Origin of the sequence: Rhodoferax sp., assembly GCF_013297935.1 — a bacterium.
In the GTDB taxonomy this organism is placed as follows: domain Bacteria; phylum Pseudomonadota; class Gammaproteobacteria; order Burkholderiales; family Burkholderiaceae_C; genus Allorhodoferax.
Genome location: NZ_JAAFIX010000004.1, coordinates 121,170 through 141,324, shown reverse-complemented (window position 1 = coordinate 141,324; position 20,155 = coordinate 121,170). Strand labels below are relative to the sequence as shown.

The window sequence follows — 20,155 nt, the reverse complement described above, 5'->3', positions numbered from 1 at the left end:
AGAAACCCACCCGGCTCAGGCCGGGTTTTTTGTTGCCCGGGGGAATTTGATTTCGGCCACGGCCCCGCTCGGCGGCGTGGCATCCAGCGTCAACCGGGCACCGGTCTTGGCCAGCAGACGGCGGGCCGTGAGCAAACCCACGCCAAGGCCGGGAAACTGCCGCGTCGTGTGCAATCGCCCGAACACCTTGAACAGCTTGCTGTGCATCGCCGGGTTGAACCCAGCACCGTTGTCGGCAATGCGGCAAACGATGTCGTCACCGGGCTCGGCCGACACCGTGACCTGAATCCGGGCGGGCTGCGCCAGCGCGCTGAATTTAAGCGCATTGCCCAGCAGCTCTTGCGCAGCCTGGCGCAACAAGTGGCGGTCGGTCGATACGGTCAAGGCCTCCGGAACCTGCCACTCCAGCTGCACCTCCCCCAGCGGCTCCGTGGCTTGCACGCCGGCCCAACACTCGCGCAGCAAGGGCTCCAGTGCGACCGGCTCCATGTGCACAGGCAACGCTTCAATCCGCGAAAGTCCCGTGAGCGCGTCCAGCAACTCGCCCATGTGCCGGGCCGATGTGCGGATAGTGCGCACAAACTCTGCACTATCGCCCTGTAGCTGCGCCCCGGCCTCTTCTTCCAGCAACTGCGAAAAAGACACCAGATGCCGCAGAGGCGCGCGCAAGTCATGGGAAACCGCGTAGGTGAATTCCTGCAAAGCGGCACGGCTGGCCGCCAACTCGGCTTCCAGCGCAAGCACGCGCTGCTGCAAGGCAAGATCGGGCGTTGGCTCGGCCATGGTCAGGCTTTCGGCTTTTTGACCGGGCGGCTCCAGTTGGCGATGCTGGCCTGTTTGCCACGCGCCACGCTGAGTGCACCGGCCTCGGTACTCTTGGTGATGGTCGATCCGCCACCCACCGTGCCACCGGCGCCGATCGTGACCGGCGCGATCAAAACGCAGTTGCTGCCAATGTGCACATCGGCCTCAATAACCGTGCGGTGCTTGTTGGCACCATCGTAGTTGGCCGTGATGCTACCGGCCCCATAGTTCACGCGCTCCCCGACCGTAGCATCGCCCAGATACGCCAAATGGTTGGCCTTGGCCCCTGCGGCCAGGGTGGAGTTTTTCACCTCCACGAAATTGCCGATGTGCACCTCCGGCCCCAACTGGGCGCCAGGGCGCAAACGGGCAAAAGGGCCAATCAAGGCGCCTTTACCCACGCGCACACCCAACTTCTCCCCATCAATATGCGTGAAGGGGTGAATCACGGCGTCCGCCTCGATCACGGCGTTAGAAATGACACAGTTCGCACCGATAGACACCCCTTCACCCAAGCTGACCTGCCCGGCGAAAACGCAATTCACATCGATGCTGACATCATGGGCGCAGAGTAAATCGCCCCGCACGTCGATGCGGGCCGGGTCCGCCAGTCGCACCCCCTCCTCCATCAACCGGTGGGCTTGTTGCAATTGGTACGCCCGCTCCAACTCAGCCAGTTGCACCGGGCTGTTGACTCCGGCCACCTGCACGGCATCGGCAATTTTGTGGCCCACCACACCCACGCCGTCGGCCACAGCGAACTTCACCACATCGGTCAGGTAGTACTCCTGCTGTGCATTGCGGTTGTCAAGGCGGGCCAGCCAGGCCTTCAACTGGCGGGCCGGCACCGCCATGATGCCGCTGTAGATTTCGGTGATGGCGCGTTGCGCCTCGGTGGCGTCTTTGTGCTCCACGATGGCCTGCACGGCACCGCCCGCATCGCGCACGATCCGCCCGTAGCCCGCAGGGTTGCTTTGCTCCAGCGTCAGCAGGGCCAGCTTGTCGCCCCCACTGGCCTGAATCAGGTGAAACAGCGTGTCTGACTGGGTCAGGGGCACATCGCCCGACAAGACAACCACCACGCCGTCGTCCGGCAGCACGGGGGTGGCCTGCTGCACGGCATGCCCGGTACCCAGCTGAGGCTCCTGGCGCACAAAATTTAAAGAAAAACCGGCGCTAGCCCCCGTAAATTCTGCGCACGCTGCTTCAACTTCGATAGCACCGTGCCCGGTAATGACCACCACATTGCGGGCCTGCAGATCGGCTGCCGTCTCCACCACATGCTGCAACAGCGGCCGCCCTGCCAAACGCTGCAACACCTTCGGGATTTTGCTGCGCATACGCGTGCCTTTGCCCGCCGCCATAATGACCACATCCACCGGAGCCGACACCGGCGCACCGCTTGAAAGAAAGGAATCGGAAGTCAATGCCATGCCTTTTATAACCCCAGAAAAATTGCTGCGCCCATGGGCTTTTGCCCGGCGCTGGTGCGCCATTATCGGCCTGCTAGTCGCAGCAACCGCGCTTAGCGGCTGTGGCGCCGTGCGATTGGCTTACAACAACGCGCCAGACCTGGCCTATTGGTGGATCGACGGCTACTTGGACCTCGACAGCCCCCAAAGCCTCAAACTGCGCAAAGATCTCCAGTCTTTGCAAAGCTGGCACCGGCAAGAAGAACTGCCCCTGGCTGCCGACATGCTCAAGAACTTGCAGGCGGCATCGCAAGGCCCCGTGAGTGCAGACCAGGTGTGTCAACTCTCCCGCTACCTCGAAACCCGCTTTCAAGCGGTCATAGACCGCGCCGCGCCCACGGCTTTCAGTCTGGCGCCCACTCTGACAGTGGCGCAGCTCGACCACCTCGTCCGCGCTTGGGACAAGCGCAACCAGGAGTGGCGGGAGGAGTGGCTGGACGGCAGCCCGCAAGAGCGACTGAACCGCCGCCTGAAATCGACCGTGGAGCGCGCGGAAGGCTTTTACGGGCGCCTGAGCGATAGCCAAAAGCAACTGCTGCGCACCCAACTCGCCGCCTCGCAGTTTGACCCCGCCCTGCAATACCAGGAAACCCAGCGCCGCCAAAAAGATATTGTGCGAACGCTGCGCGAACTCAAGGCCAGCCCTGCCACCGAGCTGCACCAGCAAGCAGAGGTCCGGGCCCTCTTTGTACGCAGCACGCAGTCACCCGACCCTGCGTTCCAGCAGTACACCGAGCGGGTCCGCACAGGTTTTTGTGAGGCGGCGGCCGAGCTGCACAACGCCACGACGCCCGGACAGCGCCTGAAACTGCAGCAAACCTTGCAAGGTTACGAGTCCGATGTGCGCGCCCTGATGCAGCGCTGACCGCCATGGCCCAGATATCCACGGACTTTGCCGACTACTGCTGTGAATTGCTGACCAGCCTGGGGCCCTGCCGTGCCAAACGCATGTTCGGCGGCTGGGGCATCAGCTGCGACGGGCTCACGGTGGCCATACTCGCGGACCTGGGGGAGGGAGACACGCTGTGGCTCAAAGCCTCCGACGAGAGCCGCACCCTCTATGAGCAAGCCGGTTGTCAACGATTCAGCTACACCGCCAAGGGGATGGCGCGCGGGCTGAACTACTACAGCGCCCCGACCGAAGCCATGGAATCCCCCGCCCTGATGCGGGACTGGGCCCGACTCGCCTGGCAGGCGGCGGTGCAAGCCCACGGCAAAGCATCCACCCCCAAAACACACCGTAAAAGCGCACGCAAACCACCCGAATAGGGCCTACGGGCGCCCTTGCTCACACCGGCCAGACCACCCCATGGTCATTCAGGATGGCATCCAAGGGTATGTCATGAGCCTCGGGTTCAAAATCATCCACAAAACCGGAGCCGAAGCCCAGGCCCACCGTAAAAGGGCGTGGGCTCAGGCTGGCCAGCATGCGGTCATAAAAGCCACCGCCGTAGCCGAGTCGGTAGCCGCCGGGCCCGTAACCCACACAGGGCACGAACAGCAGCGTGGGCACGATCAACTCGGTGTCTTTGGGTTTGGGAATGCCATAGGCATCTTCTTCCATCGGGCAGCCGGGGTACCAGGCATGAAAGGTCATGGTCTTGTGCTCCCGGTTCACCACCGGCAAGCCGATGCGACGCCGCTGGGGTTGGTCAATCAGCTCGCCGTCTTCTTTCCAGCGGTGCAGCGCAGGCAGGGGGTCGAACTCCCCCTTGATGGGCCAATAGGTGCCAATGACCGCATCCGGCCGGCCCACCAGCCAAATGCGCATCACGCGTTGCAATAAATCGGCGCGCTGTAGGCGATCCGGCATGGCCAGACGTTGATCCAGTAGCGCCTTGCGAAGGGCTTTCTTTTGTGCAGCTTTGCTGTCGTCCGAGTTGTCCATAATCCCCACATGCAGTTTTCAGCCATTCTGACATCAGTCGCCCTGTGCGGCGCCCTGATGTCCACCACTACACCGTCAGCATACGCCCAAGGGCGTGACATTTCCCGCCTTGACGAGACCATTCTCGACTTATCACAGGCCTACAAAAACCGGGACAAAAAGCGCCTCGCCGCCGCCCTGCCAACCCTGCGGGGCCATACCCTTGAACCCTGGGCCGCTTACTGGGACATGTCTGCGCGGCTGGACGATGCCAGCAAATCAGACATTCAGGACTACTTAAACCGCTACACCGGCACCTACCAGGAAGACCGCTTGCGTGCGGAATGGCTCCTGCAACTGGGCCGCGCCCGGGACTGGGACACCTTCAGCCGCGAATACCCGCTCTACCGCATGAACGACGACCGGTCCGTGCGCTGCTACGCGCTCTGGGCCGACTACAGCACCCGCGGCACCGATGTCACCGCCGCCCTGGAGTCGGTGTGGTGGGGCCTGAAGGAAGCTGACGACGCCTGTGGCGGACTCGCCACCCAGCTGGCCAAGGACAAAAAACTCAGCGCGCACAGTGCTTGGATACGCGCACGCCTCGGCATGGAAAACGACCGCCTGCGCGTGGCTACCCAAGCCGCAGCCGCGCTGGACCCTGACTATGTCAAAACCATCAACACCATTTACAACACGCCGGCCAAGTACCTGAACGACAAGGTCACCGCCCTGCGCCCGCAGACCCGGGAGTTTGTGTCGCTGGCCATCATCCGGCTCGCCGATCTGAACGCGCAAGATGCCGCAGAAGAAGTCGACAAACTCCGCTGGAAAGCCCAGCTCACCCAGGAAGAGCGCAGCTGGATCTGGGGCGTGATCGGCAAGCGAGCAGCCCAGAAACTCTCGGACGACGCACCGGGCTACTTTGCCAAGGGCCAGTTCAGCCAGATGCACGAAGACCATCTTGCCTGGGCGGCCCGCGCCGCCCTGCGCGCCGGTCGCTGGAGCCAAGTGGCAGATGCCATTGCCGCCATGCCCGAGGCACTGCGCAATGACCCCACTTGGGTCTACTGGCGTGCCCGTGCCCTGGCGCGCCGCACCAACGTAGAGTCGGCCAAGATGGAAAGCCAGGCACTCCTGGAATCGATAGCCGGTACCAAAGGGTTTTACGAAATGCTGGCCCTCGAAGACCTGGGTCAAAAGATCGTGACCCCACCCAAACCAGCCCCGCTCACCGCGGAAGAAAAAGACCAGGCCAAAAAGAACCCCGGCTTGGTGCGCGCGCTCTATGCCATCAACATCGGCCTGCGCAGCGACGGCGTGCGCGAATGGAACTACACCACCAACCTGCACAACCGGGGCGGGCTGGACGACCGCTCGCTCCTGGCAGCCGCTGATCTGGCGTGCAGAGCCGAGGTGTGGGACCGCTGCATCAACACCAGTGAGCGCACCAAAGGCATGGTCGACATGGACCAACGCTACCCCATGCCCCACAAAGCAGCGGTGCTGGCACGCACTCAACTCATCGGCTTGGAGCCCGCCTATGTGTACGGGCTCATCCGCCAGGAGAGCCGGTTCATTACCGATGCCAAATCAGTCGTCGGCGCTGCGGGCCTCATGCAGGTGATGCCGGCCACCGCGAAATGGACCGCCAAAAAAATCGGCCTCAACGATTTCCAGGGCCACCAGATCACCGACCGGGACACCAACATCGCCATCGGCACCGGCTACCTCAAACTGGTGCTCGATAGCTTCAATGGCTCCATGCCCATGGCCGCAGCGGCCTACAACGCCGGGCCCGGGCGCCCCCGCGCTTGGCGCGGGCAAGCCGGTGGCCCGACATGGGAGGCCGCCATTTGGGCCGAAAACGTGCCGTTCACTGAGACGCGTGACTATGTGAAAAAAGTGCTGGCCAACACCACCCTGTATGCCGCGCTCATCACCGGGCAGCCCCAGTCCCTCAAGGCCCGCTTGGGCGTAGTGGGCCCGCGGGACGCCGGCGCATCAGAAACCGGCCTGGACCTGCCCTAGGTCGCTGGCCGGCAAAACTCGCAGCGGTTTCGGCCGCTGCGCTTGGCGGTGTACATGGCCTGATCGGCATGGGTGAGCAGGGTTTGCAAATCAGCACCATCCGCCGGATACACCGCCACCCCCAGACTGCCGGAAACCTGAACCTCCGGGGCGTCTGCGGCAGTGCCCAGGCGCAAGGGGCCCGCCAGCGTGTCCATCACCTTGTCCATGAGGGGCGGTAGCTCCTCCGCATGGGTTACCCCGCCCAGCAGCAGCACAAACTCGTCCCCCCCCAGCCGGCACACGGTGTCCTCGGCCCGCAAAGCGGTTTGCAGCCGGCGGGCTACCTCTCTGAGCAGGGCGTCGCCCGCGTCGTGGCCGTATTGATCGTTGATGTCTTTAAAGTGGTCCAGGTCCATAAAGCCCACGGCAAACAAGCCACCGTGCCGGGCATGGTGAGCGCAGAGCATGCGCAAACGGTCGTGCAACAACACCCGGTTGGGCAGGCCGGTCAGGGCATCATGCTCGGCAAAGTGGCTGCGGGCTTGCAGCCGCTTTTTCTCGGTCACGTCCTGCAGCACCGCCAGGCTGCGCAGGGGTTGGTGCTCAGCGTCGAACTCCCACACGGCAGACAGCAGTACATCGCAAGCGGTACCGTCGCGCTTGCGAAACTGGTAATCGATGTTGTTGCAACGCCCGTCGTGAATCGCCTGCGGAATCACGACCTCCCGGGCATAGCGGGCCGAATCCGGCGTCATGAAATCGGCAATGTGCCGCCCCAGCACCTCGGACTCCTGATAGCCCAGGGTGTCGAGCCACAGGCGGTTCACTTGCACGATTCGGCCGCCGCCGTCGATGGAGTGCAACATTGCCGGTGTCGCCTGGTAAAGGCTTCGAGCCCGGGCCTCACTCTGTGCCAACACCCGGGTTGCACGCCGCTGCCCCTCGGACATAACCGCCAGAAACAAGCCCGGCAACAGCGTGGCCAACACGGAGAGAAAGTAAAGCGCATCGCCCCACCAGGTCGATGAGGGTGGCGGCAGCAACACCCCCACGCGAATCAGGGCGGTCATGACCAGTGCAATGGCCGCATTCACCACCATGCTGTTGAACAGGCTGCTGCGCGCGGCCACCCACACCATGGGCGCCAGCATGATCACAAAAGGCTTGGGCAAGCTGGTAGCCGCCCAGAGCACCACCGCCACACTCAGGATGGCCATGCCGATATGACTTGGCGACACCCAGCGCTGCACCGAAGCGGCCAGCCCCCGGGTGGCCAGCATCAGCACCAGCGGCAACATGGCGACCGACCCGATGGTGCTGCCCACCACCCAGTTCAGGGTGGCAGCCTGCCACTCGGTGTCCCAGGCCATGGCCAACACCGCCCCGCCGAGCGGAGCACTCACGGCGGCTGGCAGCAAGGCGCCGCGGAGCAGCACCTGCGCCTGAGCGGTGGCGCTCTCACCCGCTTGGCTCAGGCTGGGCAGACGCGTCAGCCACAGGGCCGCAAGCACCATTTCAAATACATGGGCCCCCACTTTGACCAAGGAAGCCCCTGCCGCATACAACCCGCTCTCGCCGGCCAGCAGCCGGGCGGCCGGCGTGAGCGCAAAGGCGGCATGCACCGCCCACATGCCCAACAACACCAGCGCTAGATAGGCAGGCCATTGCCGCCGGGGGAGCTGCATGAGCGCCACGGCACCAAAAGCGTTGGCAAACCACACCAGCACCTGCCCCGGGCGGGCGTCGGAGAGGACTAACGACACAGCGGCGGCCAGCGCGCACAAAAGCGCCCATTGCAGCATCCACCCCACCGGGCGTGGCGCGCAGACCGGGTTTATGGCGGCGGCCTCATTCGGCACGCGACGTTCCTTCCTCTCCGGCTGGACGACGTGCGCGCCAGACCACTGCCACCACGACGGCGAGTGCGGCCAAGCCGAACGCCGCTCTGCGCAGCCACTGCTGCAAAGGGTCCTCGTAGGTCAGGGTGTCGATGTCGATCCATCGACGCAAAAGCGCTTGGCGTGTCGCGGGGGATATGTCGTGCAGGCCTGCGTTGAGTGCCGCGCCCAGTGCCGTCAGGTCTTTGCGGTAGGCAAAACTCAACTCGTATTCAAAAGGCAGCGTCTCGCCCACCTGTACCCCGCGCACGCCACTGTGGCGCTTGGCATCGCTGATGCTGGCCACATCGGCCACCACCCCGTCCACCTCGCTGCGCATGAGCTGCTGAAAACCGGTGAGGTCGTCGCTCACTGCCACCCAGCGGATTTGCGGATACTGGCTGCGCACAAAAGCTTCTACCGCGTAGCCCTTGCCCACGGCCACCGACCGGCCTTCGAGGTCTTTGAGCGCCGGGGCCGCAGGCCCCTGCCGGACCACCAGGACGGCGGGCACTTTGACATAGGGCTCGGTAAAGGCCAGAAACTCTGCGCGCTCAGGAGTCGGGCGCAGTGAAGAAATCAGGTCCACCTCGCCACGGCGCGCTGCCTGGAGAATATTGGCCAGGTTGTCCGGGGGCAGCATCTCCACCCCGGCCGGTAAGCGAGGTCGCACAATGTCCAGCACATCTACCGACAAGCCTTGCACCTGCCCACCGGGGCCGGCACTCACAAACGGGGGGTAGTCTTTTTCAGGCGCGAAGCGTATGGGCTGCGCCCCTGCCAAGCCACACAGCAACAGGGCCCATCCCCCGAACCACCACCGGCTGTTGCGCCAGTAACGACCGTCGAAGCGAACTGCTTGAAACGACATGGGGTCTCCTCCCGGTGTTGGCGGCGCTTGCTAGCGCTGAACTTGTGGTTTCAGTATAGGACCGCCTCCCTCGGGCCGCCAGCCCCCGCGGGCCCGACTATCATGCCGTTTTGACCAAGGATTGCGCATGATCAAACTCTATATCGGCAATAAAAACTATTCCTCGTGGTCCATGCGCCCGTGGGTGCTCCTGAAGCAAGCCGGCATCGACTTTGAAGAGGTCATGGTGCGGTTTGACTCGTTTGAGAGCCAGTCGCAGTTCAAGACCACCCTCGCCAGCCTCAGCCCGACCGGCAAGGTGCCTTTGCTGGTCGATGGTGACCTCGCCGTGTGGGACACGCTGGCCATTGCCGAATACGTGGCAGAGCAATTCCCCAACCTGCAACTCTGGCCCGCCGACACAGCCGCCCGGGCCCGGGCGCGCAGCGTGTGCGCCGAAATGCACTCCGGCTTCACCGGCCTGCGCAGCAACTGCCCGATGAACATCGAGGCCACCCTGCTGGAAACCGGCGCCCTCATCTGGCGCGACAAGCCCGCCGTGCGCGCCGATGTGGCCCGCCTCAGCGCCATGTGGGAAGAACTGCTGGCCCAATATGGCGGACCCATGTTGTTTGGCCAGTTCTCAGTAGCCGATGCCTACTTTGCCCCCGTGTGCGCCCGCCTCAAAACCTACGGCCTGCCGGTCAGCCCGGTGGTGGGGGCCTATGTGTCCCGCGTGCTGGCACTGCCCGGCGTGCAAGACTGGATCAACGGCGCCTTGGCCGAAAAAGACTTTCTGGACTTTGAAGAGCCCTACCGCCTGCAACGCTGATGCCCCACCCCACGCCTGACGCTACCCGCCCTACCGGCACCTTTCTGGTGGGCGGCGCCGTGCGCGACGCGCTCTTGGGCCTGGAGGTGAAAGACCGCGACTGGGTGGTGGTGGGCAGCAGCCCGCAGCAGATGCTGGATGCGGGCTTTATCGCAGTAGGCAAAGACTTTCCGGTGTTTTTGCACCCCCGCACCCAAGAGGAATACGCCCTGGCCCGCACCGAGCGCAAAACCGCGCCCGGCTACCACGGCTTTGCCGTGCACGCCGCGCCGGATGTGACGCTGGAGCAAGACCTGGCCCGGCGCGACCTTACTATCAATTCCATAGCTGCTCGCGCAGACGATACGGGGGCTAGAGGCCTATTTGATACCAAAACGCTAGTAGACCCCTATGGCGGCCAGGCCGACCTGCAAAAGCGGGTGCTGCGCCATGTGACGCCGGCTTTTCGCGAGGACCCGGTGCGCATCCTGCGCGTGGCCCGCTTTGCCGCGCGGTTTACCGACTTCACCGTGGCCACTGAGACCACCGCGCTCATGCAGACCATGGTGGACGACGGCGAGGTAAATCACCTGGTGCCCGAGCGCGTGTGGCAAGAGCTGGCCAAGGGCCTGATGGAGGCCCGGCCTTCCCGCATGTTTGAAGTGCTGCGCAGCTGCGGCGCGCTGGCGCGCCTGCTGCCTGAGCTGGACCGGCTCTGGGGCGTGCCCCAAAGCCCCGAGCACCACCCCGAGGTGGACACCGGCGTGCACGTCATGCTGGTGCTGGACCGCGCGGCCCAGTTGGGCGCGCCGCTGGAGGTGCGCTTTGCCTGCCTGGGCCACGACCTCGGCAAAGGCACCACGCCCGCCGATGTGCTGCCCCGCCACATCGGCCATGAAGAGCGCAGCGCCCGCCTGCTCAAGGGCGTGTGCCAGCGCCTGCGCGTGCCCAACGACAGCGCCGAGCTGGCCGACGTGGTGGCCCGCGAGCACGGCAACATCCACCGCAGCGGCTCGCTCAACGCGGCTGCCCTGCTGCGCCTGCTGGAGCGCTGCGACGCCATCCGCAAACCCGCACGCTTTCGCGCGGCCCTGCTCGCCTGCCAGTGCGATGCCCAAGGCCGCCTGGGCCTGCACGAGGCGCCCTACCCCCAAGCCCAAAGGCTGGGGCAGGCCCTCGACCTGGCGCTGGAAGTTGCTACAGATTTAATAGCTGCTCGCGCAATATTGGCGGGGGCTAAGGGGCCAAAGATAGGTCAATTCATCCATACAGCACGCGCTGAGGCGATTGCGGCGGGGCTGCCACCCGCGCCGCCTGCCTGAGGGTAGATCCGCTCAGGGCAGAGCGCCCTGCCTTGGTATGCTCAGGCCATGGCCCATTTACTGATTGTTGAAGACGATGAATTGCTGCGCGACGGCCTCTGTGCACAGCTGGTGCACGCCGGTCACAGCGTGAGCAGCGCCAGCGACGGCGCGCAAGCCCAAAGCCTGCTGGAGGCCACCCGCTTTGACGGCGTGGTGCTCGACCTGGGCTTACCGGTGGTTGATGGCATTGCCGTGCTCACCTGGATACGCCAGCGCCTGGCTGCCCTGCCCGTGCTCATTCTCACCGCACGTGATGGCGTGGACGACCGGGTGCAAGGCCTGAACGCCGGGGCCGACGACTACCTCACCAAACCTTTCAACATGGCCGAACTGCTGGCCCGCCTGCAAAGTATGTTGCGCCGCTCGCGACTACCGGCGTTTGGCGGGTCGCTAGAAGTGCAAAGCAGCACCAGCCAAAGCCTTCGCCTCGACCCCGTGCTGCCGCTGGGCTGGCTGGGCGAAGAACCCATGGAGCTCACCCACCGCGAATGGTCGCTACTCTCGCTGCTGGTCAACAACATGGGGCAAGTCGTGGGCCGCGAAGACGTGCTGGCCGTGTGGCAAACCGCCCCGCAAGAAGGTGGCGCTGCCGGCTCCAACGCGCTGGAGGTGTATGTGCACCGCCTGCGCCGCAAGCTCAACGACAGCGGCCTGAGCATCCGCAATGTGCGCGGCTTGGGCTACATGCTCGAATCCGACAGCCCATGAGCCGCCCGGCCCGCTTCTCGCTCAAACGCCAACTACTCATCTGGCTGCTGCTGCCCCAGCTGGTGCTGTGGCTCATGGGCGGGGTGCTGGCCTTCCGGGTGGCCCTGGCCTATGCCGAAAAAACCATCGACCAGTCGCTCACCCAATCGGTGCGCTCGCTGGCACGGCAGGTCAAGCCCATGGGCTCGGGCCTGCTGGTCGACTTTCCGAGGGCGGCACGCGACATCATTGAGCAAGACCCGAACGACCGCGTGGCCTACATGGTGTCGTCGCCCCCCGGCAGCTTTTTGCTGGGCAACACCAAAATCCCCGGCCAAACGCCCGACCTGTACTCCCCCGCCAACGAACCGGTGCTCTACGAAGTGGTGATGGAGGGCAAACCCATGCGGGTGGCGTCCATCGACCTCAGTTTTGGCGATGGCTTTACCGACCAGCGCATGCGGGTGCAGGTGGCCAAAAGCCTGGTCGCGCAGCAGCGCATTGCCCGCGAGCTGGTGCGCGATGTGCTGTTCCCGCTGCTGATTCTGGGCGCGGTGCTCAGCGTGCTGGTGTACGAAGGTGTGCGCCGTGGCCTCGCGCCGCTGGAGCGGCTGGAGGCCCAGTTGGCCAACCGCAACATGGCGTCGCTCTCGCCTATTGAGATGACGCAAGCGCCCGAGGAAGTGCACTCGCTGGCCAACACCCTGAACCAACTGCTCACCACCCTGCGCCGCAGCCTGAGTCAGGAAAAGCGCTTTTTGAACGACGCCGCTCACCAGCTGCGCACCCCGCTGGCCGGGCTGATCAGCCAGACCGAGCTGGCCATGCAAGAAAAAGACCCCGAGGCCTTGCAACAGCGCCTGACCAAAGTGCACACCGGCGCCCAGCGCAGCGCCCACCTGGTGCACCAGCTGCTGTCATTGGCCCGCACCGAGGCGGAGGTGAGCCTGGTGCCGGTGGATGCCGCATCGCTGGCACGCGAAGTAGCCCGCGAATGGACGCGCCGCGCCCTGGCGGCTGGCGTGGACCTGGGTTATGAAGGTGAAGACAGCGTCATGGTGCCCGCCGACAAACTGCTGCTGCGCGAAGTGCTGAGCAACCTCATCGACAACGTCCTGCGCTACGCAGGCAAAGGTGCCGTGGTCACCCTGCGTACCACGGTGCGCGACGGCGTGTGCTGGCTGGACGTGGAAGACACCGGCCCGGGCCTCTCGACCGAACACCTGGAGCGCGTGTTTGAACGCTTCTGGCGCGCCAGCGAACTGCCCGGCGGCTGCGGCTTGGGCTTGTCCATCGTGGCGGAAATTGCACGTCGGCATAACGGCACGGCGACAGCGCAGACGACGTTGCCGCATGGGTTGACGATCCGGCTGGAGTTGCCGGTGTTGGGATAACTATATGAAATGCCCCCATTGTGGAAATCAAGTACCTTGGCCGCACATTCGCGACGGAGACTACCAGGGTAGCGTCAGTGTTTGGGGACGATGTCCGAGCTGCAACGAGAAAATAACCTACTCGTTCTCTGGCGAAAGAATGGCCGCCTGCGCTATTCCCGCGGCGCTGATATGTTGGGTGACATCAATGGTAATCGGCGATGTTTCCTACGTACTTTTCCCATTTATGCTCTTGTTCTACGCTATGAGACTAGATAAGTACTAGCGGGCCAACTACCGGCAAAAAAAGCCGGGCTACCCCACAAGGGCAGCCCGGCTTTTTCGTTAAGGTCTTGAAATCTTAAACGCCCAAACGCACACCCGTCGCGGTGTTGAACCAGCTCACGTTCGCAGGGTTCACGCGCAGACCAACCTGGTCGCCGGCTTTCCACGATGCGCTTGGGGCGGTGCGCACGGTCACTTCGCCGGCAGAGGTTTTCACCACCACGTAGGTGTCGGCGCCGGTGGGCTCGACCACGGACACTTCGCCGCGCCAGGCGGTGTCGCCAGTGATCATCTCAATGTGTTCGGGGCGCACGCCCATGGTGGCGTCGCCTGCCGCAGGGGTTGCCAGCTCCAGGGTGCTGCCGTTGAAGGCAAAGCGGCCTTGCGCGCCGGGCACTTCCACATGGCCTTTGATCAGGTTCATGGTGGGCGAGCCGATAAAGGTAGCCACGTAGGTGTTGGCGGGGCGGTTGTAGATGTCGTCGGGTGTGCCGATTTGTTGCAAGATGCCGTCTTTCATGACCGCGATACGGCTGCCCAGGGTCATGGCCTCAATCTGGTCGTGCGTCACGTACACGCTGGTGATGCCGCTCACCTGGTGCAGGCGCTTGATTTCGGCGCGCATTTCCACACGGAGCTTGGCGTCCAGATTCGAGAGTGGCTCGTCAAACAAGAAAAGCTGGGGGTCGCGGGCCAAAGCACGGCCCATGGCCACGCGCTGGCGCTGACCGCCGGACAGCTGCGCGGGGCGGCGGTCCAACAGGTGCTCGATTTGCAGCATGGCGGCTACTTCAGCAATGCGCTTTTTGCGCTGCTCTACGGGCACCTTGCGCATTTCGAGGGCGAAGCCGATGTTGTCGGCCACGCTCATGGTGGGGTAGAGCGCGTAGCTCTGGAACACCATCGCAATGTCGCGCTGCGCGGGGGCCACGCCCACCACGTTTTTGCCGGCAATGCGTAGCTCGCCTTCGGACGGTTCTTCGAGGCCCGCAATGATGTTGAGCAAGGTGGACTTGCCGCAACCTGAGGGGCCAACCAAGATCAAAAACTCGCCGGGGGCGACGTCGATTTCGATTTTCTTGAGGACTTCAACGGCTTTGTCGCCCTTGCCGAATACTTTGCGGATGCCTGCGATTTGGAGAGAAGCTGCCATTTTTTTATCCTTTCACCGCGCCAGCGGTGAGACCTTTCACAAAATATTGACCTGCCAGCACATAGACCAGCATGGTGGGGAGACCGGCGATCACGGCGGCAGCCATGTCGACGTTGTAGCTTTTGACACTGCTGGAGGTGTTGGCCATGTTATTCAGGCCCACGGTGATGGGCTTGCTGTCTGCACCGCTGAAGGCCACGCCGAACAGGAAGTCGTTCCAGATGTTGGTGAATTGCCAGATGAGCGTCACCATCAAAATCGGGGTCGACATGGGCACCACGATGCGGAAGAAAATGCGCCAGAAGCCGGCACCGTCAATGCGCGCTGCATTCACCAGCTCACGGGGAATGGCGGTGTAGTAGTTGCGGAAAAACAGCGTGGTGCCTGCCAAACCTGCAATGCAGTGCACCAGAATCAGGCCACCCAGCGAACTGGACAAGCCCAAAAAGCCGAGTACTTGACTCATGGGCAACAACACTACCTGGAAGGGCATGAACACGCCAAACAGCATGAAGCCGAACAGCACTTCGCTGCCCTTGAACTTCCACATGCTGAGCACGTAGCCGTTGATCGCGCCCCAGGCGGTAGAGATCAACACCGCAGGCACGGCCATGATGATGGAGTTGGTGAAGAAGGGTTGCAGACCGCGGCAGTCCACACCTGTGCAGGCGGTGGACCAGGCGGCAGACCAGGCGTCAAAGTTGAGCGAGGTGGGCAGGCTCAGCAAGTTGCCGGAGCGGATTTGCTCGGCGTCTTTGAACGAGGTGGCCAACATCACGTACAGCGGCGCCAAAAAGAAGAAGGCGGCCAGCAGCAGCGTGGCGTAGATCAGGATGCGGGGTAGGTTTTTGGTCAGCATAAGGTGCGATCGTGGAGGACGGTCGTGGGTAACGGTCGTGGATTAACGGTCGTGGGGTTTGGTGCGCAGTTCGCTGTACAGGTAGGGCACCACCAGCGCGGCCACAAACACCAGCATCATGGTGGCGCTGGCGGCGCCCAGGCCGATCTGGCCACGGGTAAAGCTCATCACGTACATGAAGGTGGCAGGCACGTCCGACGCGTAGCCGGGGCCGCCGGAGGTAAGCGCCATGACCAAGTCAAAGCTCTTGATAGACAGGTGCGACAACACCAGCACGGTAGAAAACACCACGGGGCGCAAGATAGGAAGAATGATGCGCCAGTAGATGCGGGGCAGCGATGCGCCGTCGATCTGGGCGGCTTTGATGATGCTGTCGTCAATGCCGCGCAGACCGGCCAGCGACAAGGCCATGGCAAAGCCTGCGGACTGCCAGATGCCGGCAATCACCACGCAATAAATGGCGGTGTCGGACTGCACCAGCCAGTCGAAGCTGAAGCTGGTCCAGCCAAAGTCGTGCATGAGTTTTTCCAGGCCGAGGCTGGGGTTCAAAATCCATTTCCACGCGGTGCCGGTCACGATGAACGACAAGGCCATGGGGTACAGGTAGATGGTGCGCAACACGCCTTCAGCGCGAATTTTTTGGTCCAAAAAAATGGCCAAGCCCATGCCCAGCGCCATGGAGCCACCCACGTACAACACGCTGAAGATGCCCAGGTTTTTCAAGGCCACGTACCAGCGGTCCATTTCCCAGAGGCGCACATACTGCTCCAGGCCCACGAACTCGTCGTAGTTGGGCAGCATGCGCGAGCCGGTGACCGACAGGATGCCGTTCCAGATCATGAATCCGTAAATGAAGGCAAAGCCGAGCACGAAGCCCGGGGCAATCACCAGCTTGGGGAGGATGTTTTCTATGGTTTTCATAAGTCTTACTTTTGCTTCGGTGCGCTGACAGCGACCAATTTGGCGACCGCTTCGCTCACGCTCAGCTTGTCGTTGTTCCAGAACTCGCTCACCGCAGCGCGCATGGCGGCTTGCTGCGACGATGGCAGCGCCATGCCGTGCGCCACAGACGGGACCAGTGAGCCGGCCGCGGAGGTGGCTACAAAGTCTTTGCTGGAGGTCTTGGCGCAGTCGTCAAACTTGTCCATGTTCATGCCCAAGCGGACCGGAATAGAGCCCTTGCGCAGGTTGAACTTTTCCTGGAACTCTTTGCCCATGAGCAGGTAGGCCAGGTAGCCCTGGGCTTTTTGCGCCTCCCAGCTCTTGAGCTGGAACATGGCGAAAGAGTCCACATTGAAGGTGTAGGCGTTAGCAGTGCCTGGTGCGGCCGAGCAGCTGAACTCTTTGCCCGGTGTTTGGCCCGCCGCCAGAAACTCGCCTTTGGCCCAGTCGCCCATGAACTGAAAGCCGGCTTTGCCTTGGATGACCAGGTCGGTGGTGACATTCCAGTCCCGGCCGCTGGAGGCGGGGTCGGTGTAGCTCTTGAGGCGGCGGAAGATTTCCAGCGCCTTTTTCATTTCTTCGCTGTTGATGGCGGCGCGGTCCAGCTTCACCAGCGCTTTGTCATACAGGGCAGCACCGCCCACGCCCAAAACGACGGACTCAAACACCGTAAAGTCCTGCCAGTCCTGGCCACCGTGGGCCAAGGGAATCAGGCCGGCGGCCTTGATTTTGTCGGCAGCGGCAAAAAACTCGTCATAGGTTTTGGGTAACGTTGCAACGCCTGCTTTTTTAAGCACGGCGGAGTTGGCCCACAACCAGTTCACCCGGTGCACATTCACCGGGACGGCCACGTAGCGGCCCTTGTATTTCATTTGGTCTGCAACGACCTTGGGGAGGGTGTCATCCCACTTCTCAAAGGACGCCATCGCGTCTAGGCTGGTCAAAGCCCCGAGTTCCGCCCACTCTTGAATGGCCGGGCCTTTGATATTGGCAGCCGCGGGGGCATTGCCCGCCAGCACACGCTGCTTTAGCACGGCCATGGCGTTCTGGCCACCACCACCGCTCACGGTGAAGTCCCGCCAGGTGTGGCCACGTTTGCCCATCATGTCTTTCAGCTCAGCAACCGATTTGGCTTCGCCACCGGACGTCCAGTAGTGCAGCACTTCCACTTCTCCGGCGTACGTGCTCGCGCCTGCGCACAGTGCACATACAGCGGCTACCCGTCGGGCGAAAGTTGTGAGTGACATGGGAAGAAACCTGAAGAACACGTGATTTGAAATAGCCCTACCCCTGCGGGCAGGGATAGGGCTATTGAAGGTGCACGGTGCCTGCTGGCACCGGCCAGGGCTTACTTGGTAGCAGCGGCCTTGGCGATGTTCTTCACGCCGTCAGCAACGGAGATCTTGTCGTCGTTCCAGAACTGGGACACGGCATCCTTGATCGCGCCTTCAGCAGCTGGCTTGATGGCCATGCCGTGAGCAACGGAAGGAACCAAGCCACCGGTTTTGGCGGTGTCCACAAAGTCCTTGGCGGAAGTCTTGGCGCAGTCGTCAAACTTGTCCATCTTCATGTTCAAACGAACAGGGATAGAGCCCTTGTTCAGGTTGAACACTTCCTGGAACTCGGTGCCCATGATGGAAGCAGCCAGATCAGCCTGGGCCTTTTGGGCGCCGGCGTCTTTCAGCTTGTACATAGCAAACGAGTCCACGTTGAAGGTGTACGCATTGCCGGTGCCGGGAGCAGCCGCGCAAACGTAGTCTTTGCCGGGCACCTTGCCAGCAGCAGAGAACTCGCCCTTGGCCCAGTCACCCATGAACTGGAAAGCGGCCTTCTCTTGGATCACCATGGCAGTGGCCAGGTTCCAGTCGCGGCCAGGAGCGGCTGCGTCGGTGTAGCCCTTGACCTTGCGGAATGTTTCCAGGACCTTGGTCATGGTGGCGCTGGTCAAAGCCTTTTCGTCGAGCTTGATCAAAGCGTCGTTGTAGAACTTGGTACCGCCCACGCCCAGAGCCACGGACTCAAAGGTGGTGAAGTCTTGCCAGTTCTGGCCACCGTGTGCCACGGGAATCAGGCCAGCCTTTTTAACTTTTTCAGCAGCAGCAAAGAACTCGTCCCATGTCTTGGGAGTGGAGGTCACGCCAGCTTTTTTCAGCACAGCGGCGTTAGCCCACATCCAGTTCACGCGGTGCACGTTCACGGGAGCAGCAACGTAGTTGCCTTTGTACTTCATGACGTCAGCCACCACCTTAGGCAGCAGCTCGTCCCACTTTTCGGCCTTGGCAGTTGCGTCGAGGTTAGCCAACACGCCTTCAGAAGCCCATTCCTGGATAGCTGGACCCTTGATCTGGGCAGCTGCAGGAGGGTTGCCGCTCACGACACGGCTCTTCAGCACGGTAGCTGCGTTATCGCCGCCGCCGCCAGCGACTGCGAAGTCTTTCCATGTGTGGCCCTTGCCTTGCATGATCTTCTTCAGTTCAGCCACAGACTTGGCTTCGCCGCCGGATGTCCAGTAGTGCAGGACTTCCACTTCACCAGCCACAGCGGCCGAACCAGCAACCACGAGTGCCACTGCGGTGGCGAGTTTAGAAAGCTTCAACATCTTGTCTCCAAATAAAGTTTGTCTGTCCGACCCCGTGTGCCCGGGACCGAAAGCAACGTTGAATTCAAACGAACACCATGTCCACTTGAATTAATTAATTTTTAATTAATTTTTAACGCCAAACTACTAGGAGTTTCCCTAACCGCGACTAGATAAGTTGTGTTGATTTAGTTCTCAGCCCACCACCAACGCCAAAGCAGCGTAGTCGCCCACCTTTTCGCCCAGGCCTGCGGGCACGATTTCCACGCCATCGGTCAGCGCCGGCAGCTTGCCCTTGAGGGCGGCTTGCAACTTGGGCAGCAGGTAGTCGCGGTTGTGCCAGAACACACTGCCGCCGATGCTGATGCGCTGCAAATCGAGCGTGGCCACCATGTTGTAGAGCGTGCGCCCCATCACGTGACATAAGTCATCAATAATGGCCTCAGCCCCCGCGTTCCCTGCGCGAGCAGCTATAAAAAGAGTAGCAGCATCGGCAAAACCCTGCGCTCCGAAGCGGCGCGGAATTGCGTTGCCCGCAACCAGCCCCTCCACATCGCCCACATTGCCGCAGCCGCACAAGGCGTCGTCGTTGCTGGTCACAAAGGTGTGGCCGGCGTGCCCTGCATTGCCGTTTTTGCCGCGCAAAATGTGGCCATCCACGCACAAGCCCATGCCGATGCCGGTGCTCCAGGTCACGTAGGCGCAGTTAGCCACGCCCTGCAGCGCACCCCAGCGGCGCTCGGCCTCCAGCGCGCCCACGCCATCGTTTTCGACGCGCACATTGGGAAATGCGGCTTTAAGCGGCGCTTCCAGCAGCGCGGTGACCCAGTCGTTGGGCAAACCACGGGCTTTGCCGGCCAAACCGCCACAAATATTGGGGCCGGCCAGCTCGACCATGCCGCCATTGATCACAAAAGGCCCGCAGGTGGCTACGCCCACAGCCGCAATGTCGGCCACCGCCACCCCGGCCAAGGCGCAGCTCTCGCCCACCATGCGGATGATCTGGCGCGCCAGCGCGTCGTTGTTGCCTTCTTTGGCGGTGGGCTCGGAGACCTTGCCCCGCACGCCGGCGGCGTCGGCAATGTTGACCGCCACCTTGGTGCCGCCAATGTCTACGCAAGCGACCGGCTTGCTGCCGGGTGCGATGTTCAATTCAATGTCGTGGGTCAAAGCCATGGTGCGCTCGCTCTCAATTCTGGGAATAAACAGGGGGTGGTCAA

The 20,155-nt window shown here is 62.6% G+C and carries 18 protein-coding genes; 7 read left to right on the top strand and 11 right to left on the bottom strand.

The window, feature by feature from the left end; translation table 11 throughout:
- Nucleotides 1-15: 15 nt before the first annotated feature.
- The gene (locus tag QZW03_RS07940; protein ID WP_296509442.1) at nucleotides 16-783 is read right to left on the bottom strand and encodes an ATP-binding protein; all 768 of its coding nucleotides are present in this window, start codon (nucleotides 781-783) and stop codon (nucleotides 16-18) included.
- A 2-nt stretch (nucleotides 784-785) separates the two neighbouring features.
- Complete coding sequence (gene glmU / locus QZW03_RS07935; RefSeq protein WP_296509441.1) at nucleotides 786-2,237, bottom strand: bifunctional UDP-N-acetylglucosamine diphosphorylase/glucosamine-1-phosphate N-acetyltransferase GlmU; 1,452 nt, start codon at nucleotides 2,235-2,237, stop codon at nucleotides 786-788.
- Between glmU and QZW03_RS07930 the strand changes: the two genes are divergently transcribed.
- Nucleotides 2,236-3,141: a DUF6279 family lipoprotein gene (locus tag QZW03_RS07930; protein ID WP_296509440.1), complete on the top strand. Its 906-nt coding sequence runs from the start codon at nucleotides 2,236-2,238 to the stop codon at nucleotides 3,139-3,141. The two genes, glmU and QZW03_RS07930, sit on opposite strands and share 2 nt — an antisense overlap.
- A 5-nt stretch (nucleotides 3,142-3,146) precedes the next feature.
- A complete protein-coding gene (locus QZW03_RS07925) occupies nucleotides 3,147-3,545 on the top strand; it encodes a TfoX/Sxy family protein (RefSeq protein WP_296509439.1) in 399 nt (132 codons plus the stop codon).
- A 19-nt stretch (nucleotides 3,546-3,564) separates the two neighbouring features.
- On the opposite strand, the gene QZW03_RS07920 is transcribed toward QZW03_RS07925, so the two are convergent.
- Nucleotides 3,565-4,164, bottom strand: a complete 600-nt coding sequence (locus QZW03_RS07920; protein ID WP_296509438.1) for a 5-formyltetrahydrofolate cyclo-ligase — start codon at nucleotides 4,162-4,164, stop codon at nucleotides 3,565-3,567.
- Between the two features lie 9 nt (nucleotides 4,165-4,173).
- Here QZW03_RS07920 and QZW03_RS07915 point away from each other — a divergent pair, with 9 nt between their 5' ends.
- Nucleotides 4,174-6,174 carry a lytic transglycosylase domain-containing protein gene (locus tag QZW03_RS07915; RefSeq protein WP_296509437.1) on the top strand — a complete coding sequence of 667 codons (2,001 nt, stop codon included), beginning with the start codon at nucleotides 4,174-4,176 and terminating at the stop codon, nucleotides 6,172-6,174.
- Here the strand turns inward: QZW03_RS07915 and QZW03_RS07910 are convergent.
- Together QZW03_RS07910 and QZW03_RS07905 are read right to left on the bottom strand one after the other, a co-directional pair.
- Entirely contained in the window at nucleotides 6,171-8,015 is a 1,845-nt protein-coding gene (locus tag QZW03_RS07910; protein WP_296509436.1) for a sensor domain-containing diguanylate cyclase, read from the bottom strand. The genes QZW03_RS07915 and QZW03_RS07910 overlap by 4 nt on opposite strands.
- Entirely contained in the window at nucleotides 8,005-8,904 is a 900-nt protein-coding gene (locus QZW03_RS07905; RefSeq protein ID WP_296509435.1) for a transporter substrate-binding domain-containing protein, read from the bottom strand. Before QZW03_RS07905 ends, QZW03_RS07910 begins: the two co-directional genes overlap by 11 nt.
- A gap of 127 nt (nucleotides 8,905-9,031) precedes the next feature.
- On the opposite strand from QZW03_RS07905, the gene QZW03_RS07900 reads away from it, so the two are divergent.
- From QZW03_RS07900 to QZW03_RS07885, 4 genes are read left to right on the top strand one after another with little or no spacing between them, the layout of a single operon-like run.
- Nucleotides 9,032-9,715 (top strand): glutathione S-transferase family protein, encoded by a 684-nt coding sequence (locus QZW03_RS07900; protein ID WP_296509434.1) that lies wholly within the window; start codon nucleotides 9,032-9,034, stop codon nucleotides 9,713-9,715.
- Nucleotides 9,715-11,016: a multifunctional CCA addition/repair protein gene (locus tag QZW03_RS07895; protein ID WP_296509433.1), complete on the top strand. Its 1,302-nt coding sequence runs from the start codon at nucleotides 9,715-9,717 to the stop codon at nucleotides 11,014-11,016. The genes QZW03_RS07900 and QZW03_RS07895 overlap by 1 nt, the downstream gene beginning before the upstream one ends.
- A 48-nt stretch (nucleotides 11,017-11,064) precedes the next feature.
- A complete protein-coding gene (locus tag QZW03_RS07890; RefSeq protein WP_296509432.1) occupies nucleotides 11,065-11,766 on the top strand; it encodes a response regulator transcription factor in 702 nt (233 codons plus the stop codon).
- Nucleotides 11,763-13,139, top strand: a complete 1,377-nt coding sequence (locus QZW03_RS07885) for a sensor histidine kinase (protein ID WP_296509431.1) — start codon at nucleotides 11,763-11,765, stop codon at nucleotides 13,137-13,139. The genes QZW03_RS07890 and QZW03_RS07885 overlap by 4 nt, the downstream gene beginning before the upstream one ends.
- Nucleotides 13,140-13,479: 340 nt before the next feature.
- Here the strand turns inward: QZW03_RS07885 and QZW03_RS07880 are convergent, their stop codons facing one another.
- The 6 genes from QZW03_RS07880 to QZW03_RS07855 all read right to left on the bottom strand — a co-directional run bounded on the left by QZW03_RS07880 (nucleotide 13,480) and on the right by QZW03_RS07855 (nucleotide 20,111).
- Complete coding sequence (locus QZW03_RS07880) at nucleotides 13,480-14,556, bottom strand: ABC transporter ATP-binding protein (protein WP_296509430.1); 1,077 nt, start codon at nucleotides 14,554-14,556, stop codon at nucleotides 13,480-13,482.
- A 4-nt stretch (nucleotides 14,557-14,560) separates the two neighbouring features.
- A complete protein-coding gene (locus QZW03_RS07875) occupies nucleotides 14,561-15,415 on the bottom strand; it encodes a carbohydrate ABC transporter permease (protein ID WP_296509429.1) in 855 nt (284 codons plus the stop codon).
- A gap of 42 nt (nucleotides 15,416-15,457) precedes the next feature.
- Nucleotides 15,458-16,336, bottom strand: a complete 879-nt coding sequence (locus tag QZW03_RS07870; protein ID WP_296509428.1) for a sugar ABC transporter permease — start codon at nucleotides 16,334-16,336, stop codon at nucleotides 15,458-15,460.
- A 5-nt stretch (nucleotides 16,337-16,341) separates the two neighbouring features.
- The gene (locus QZW03_RS07865; protein ID WP_296509427.1) at nucleotides 16,342-17,604 is read right to left on the bottom strand and encodes an ABC transporter substrate-binding protein; all 1,263 of its coding nucleotides are present in this window, start codon (nucleotides 17,602-17,604) and stop codon (nucleotides 16,342-16,344) included.
- A gap of 101 nt (nucleotides 17,605-17,705) precedes the next feature.
- The gene (locus tag QZW03_RS07860) at nucleotides 17,706-18,956 is read right to left on the bottom strand and encodes an ABC transporter substrate-binding protein (RefSeq protein WP_296509426.1); all 1,251 of its coding nucleotides are present in this window, start codon (nucleotides 18,954-18,956) and stop codon (nucleotides 17,706-17,708) included.
- A 174-nt stretch (nucleotides 18,957-19,130) separates the two neighbouring features.
- A complete protein-coding gene (locus tag QZW03_RS07855; RefSeq protein ID WP_296509425.1) occupies nucleotides 19,131-20,111 on the bottom strand; it encodes an ROK family protein in 981 nt (326 codons plus the stop codon).
- Nucleotides 20,112-20,155: the final 44 nt, after the last annotated feature.

Excerpts from the sequence above, each read along its gene's own strand:
- QZW03_RS07915 (WP_296509437.1), top strand. The coding sequence starts at position 4,174 with ATGCAGTTTTCAGCCATTCTGACATCAGTCGCCCTGTGCGGCGCCCTG.
- QZW03_RS07865 (WP_296509427.1), bottom strand. The coding sequence starts at position 17,604 with ATGTCACTCACAACTTTCGCCCGACGGGTAGCCGCTGTATGTGCACTG.
- glmU (WP_296509441.1), bottom strand. The coding sequence starts at position 2,237 with ATGGCATTGACTTCCGATTCCTTTCTTTCAAGCGGTGCGCCGGTGTCG.
- QZW03_RS07900 (WP_296509434.1), top strand. The coding sequence starts at position 9,032 with ATGATCAAACTCTATATCGGCAATAAAAACTATTCCTCGTGGTCCATG.
- QZW03_RS07925 (WP_296509439.1), top strand. The coding sequence starts at position 3,147 with ATGGCCCAGATATCCACGGACTTTGCCGACTACTGCTGTGAATTGCTG.
- QZW03_RS07870 (WP_296509428.1), bottom strand. The coding sequence starts at position 16,336 with ATGAAAACCATAGAAAACATCCTCCCCAAGCTGGTGATTGCCCCGGGC.
- QZW03_RS07895 (WP_296509433.1), top strand. The coding sequence starts at position 9,715 with ATGCCCCACCCCACGCCTGACGCTACCCGCCCTACCGGCACCTTTCTG.
- QZW03_RS07905 (WP_296509435.1), bottom strand. The coding sequence starts at position 8,904 with ATGTCGTTTCAAGCAGTTCGCTTCGACGGTCGTTACTGGCGCAACAGC.
- QZW03_RS07875 (WP_296509429.1), bottom strand. The coding sequence starts at position 15,415 with ATGCTGACCAAAAACCTACCCCGCATCCTGATCTACGCCACGCTGCTG.
- QZW03_RS07890 (WP_296509432.1), top strand. The coding sequence starts at position 11,065 with ATGGCCCATTTACTGATTGTTGAAGACGATGAATTGCTGCGCGACGGC.
- QZW03_RS07855 (WP_296509425.1), bottom strand. The coding sequence starts at position 20,111 with ATGGCTTTGACCCACGACATTGAATTGAACATCGCACCCGGCAGCAAG.
- QZW03_RS07920 (WP_296509438.1), bottom strand. The coding sequence starts at position 4,164 with ATGGACAACTCGGACGACAGCAAAGCTGCACAAAAGAAAGCCCTTCGC.
- QZW03_RS07880 (WP_296509430.1), bottom strand. The coding sequence starts at position 14,556 with ATGGCAGCTTCTCTCCAAATCGCAGGCATCCGCAAAGTATTCGGCAAG.
- QZW03_RS07930 (WP_296509440.1), top strand. The coding sequence starts at position 2,236 with ATGCCTTTTATAACCCCAGAAAAATTGCTGCGCCCATGGGCTTTTGCC.
- QZW03_RS07940 (WP_296509442.1), bottom strand. The coding sequence starts at position 783 with ATGGCCGAGCCAACGCCCGATCTTGCCTTGCAGCAGCGCGTGCTTGCG.
- QZW03_RS07860 (WP_296509426.1), bottom strand. The coding sequence starts at position 18,956 with ATGTTGAAGCTTTCTAAACTCGCCACCGCAGTGGCACTCGTGGTTGCT.
- QZW03_RS07885 (WP_296509431.1), top strand. The coding sequence starts at position 11,763 with ATGAGCCGCCCGGCCCGCTTCTCGCTCAAACGCCAACTACTCATCTGG.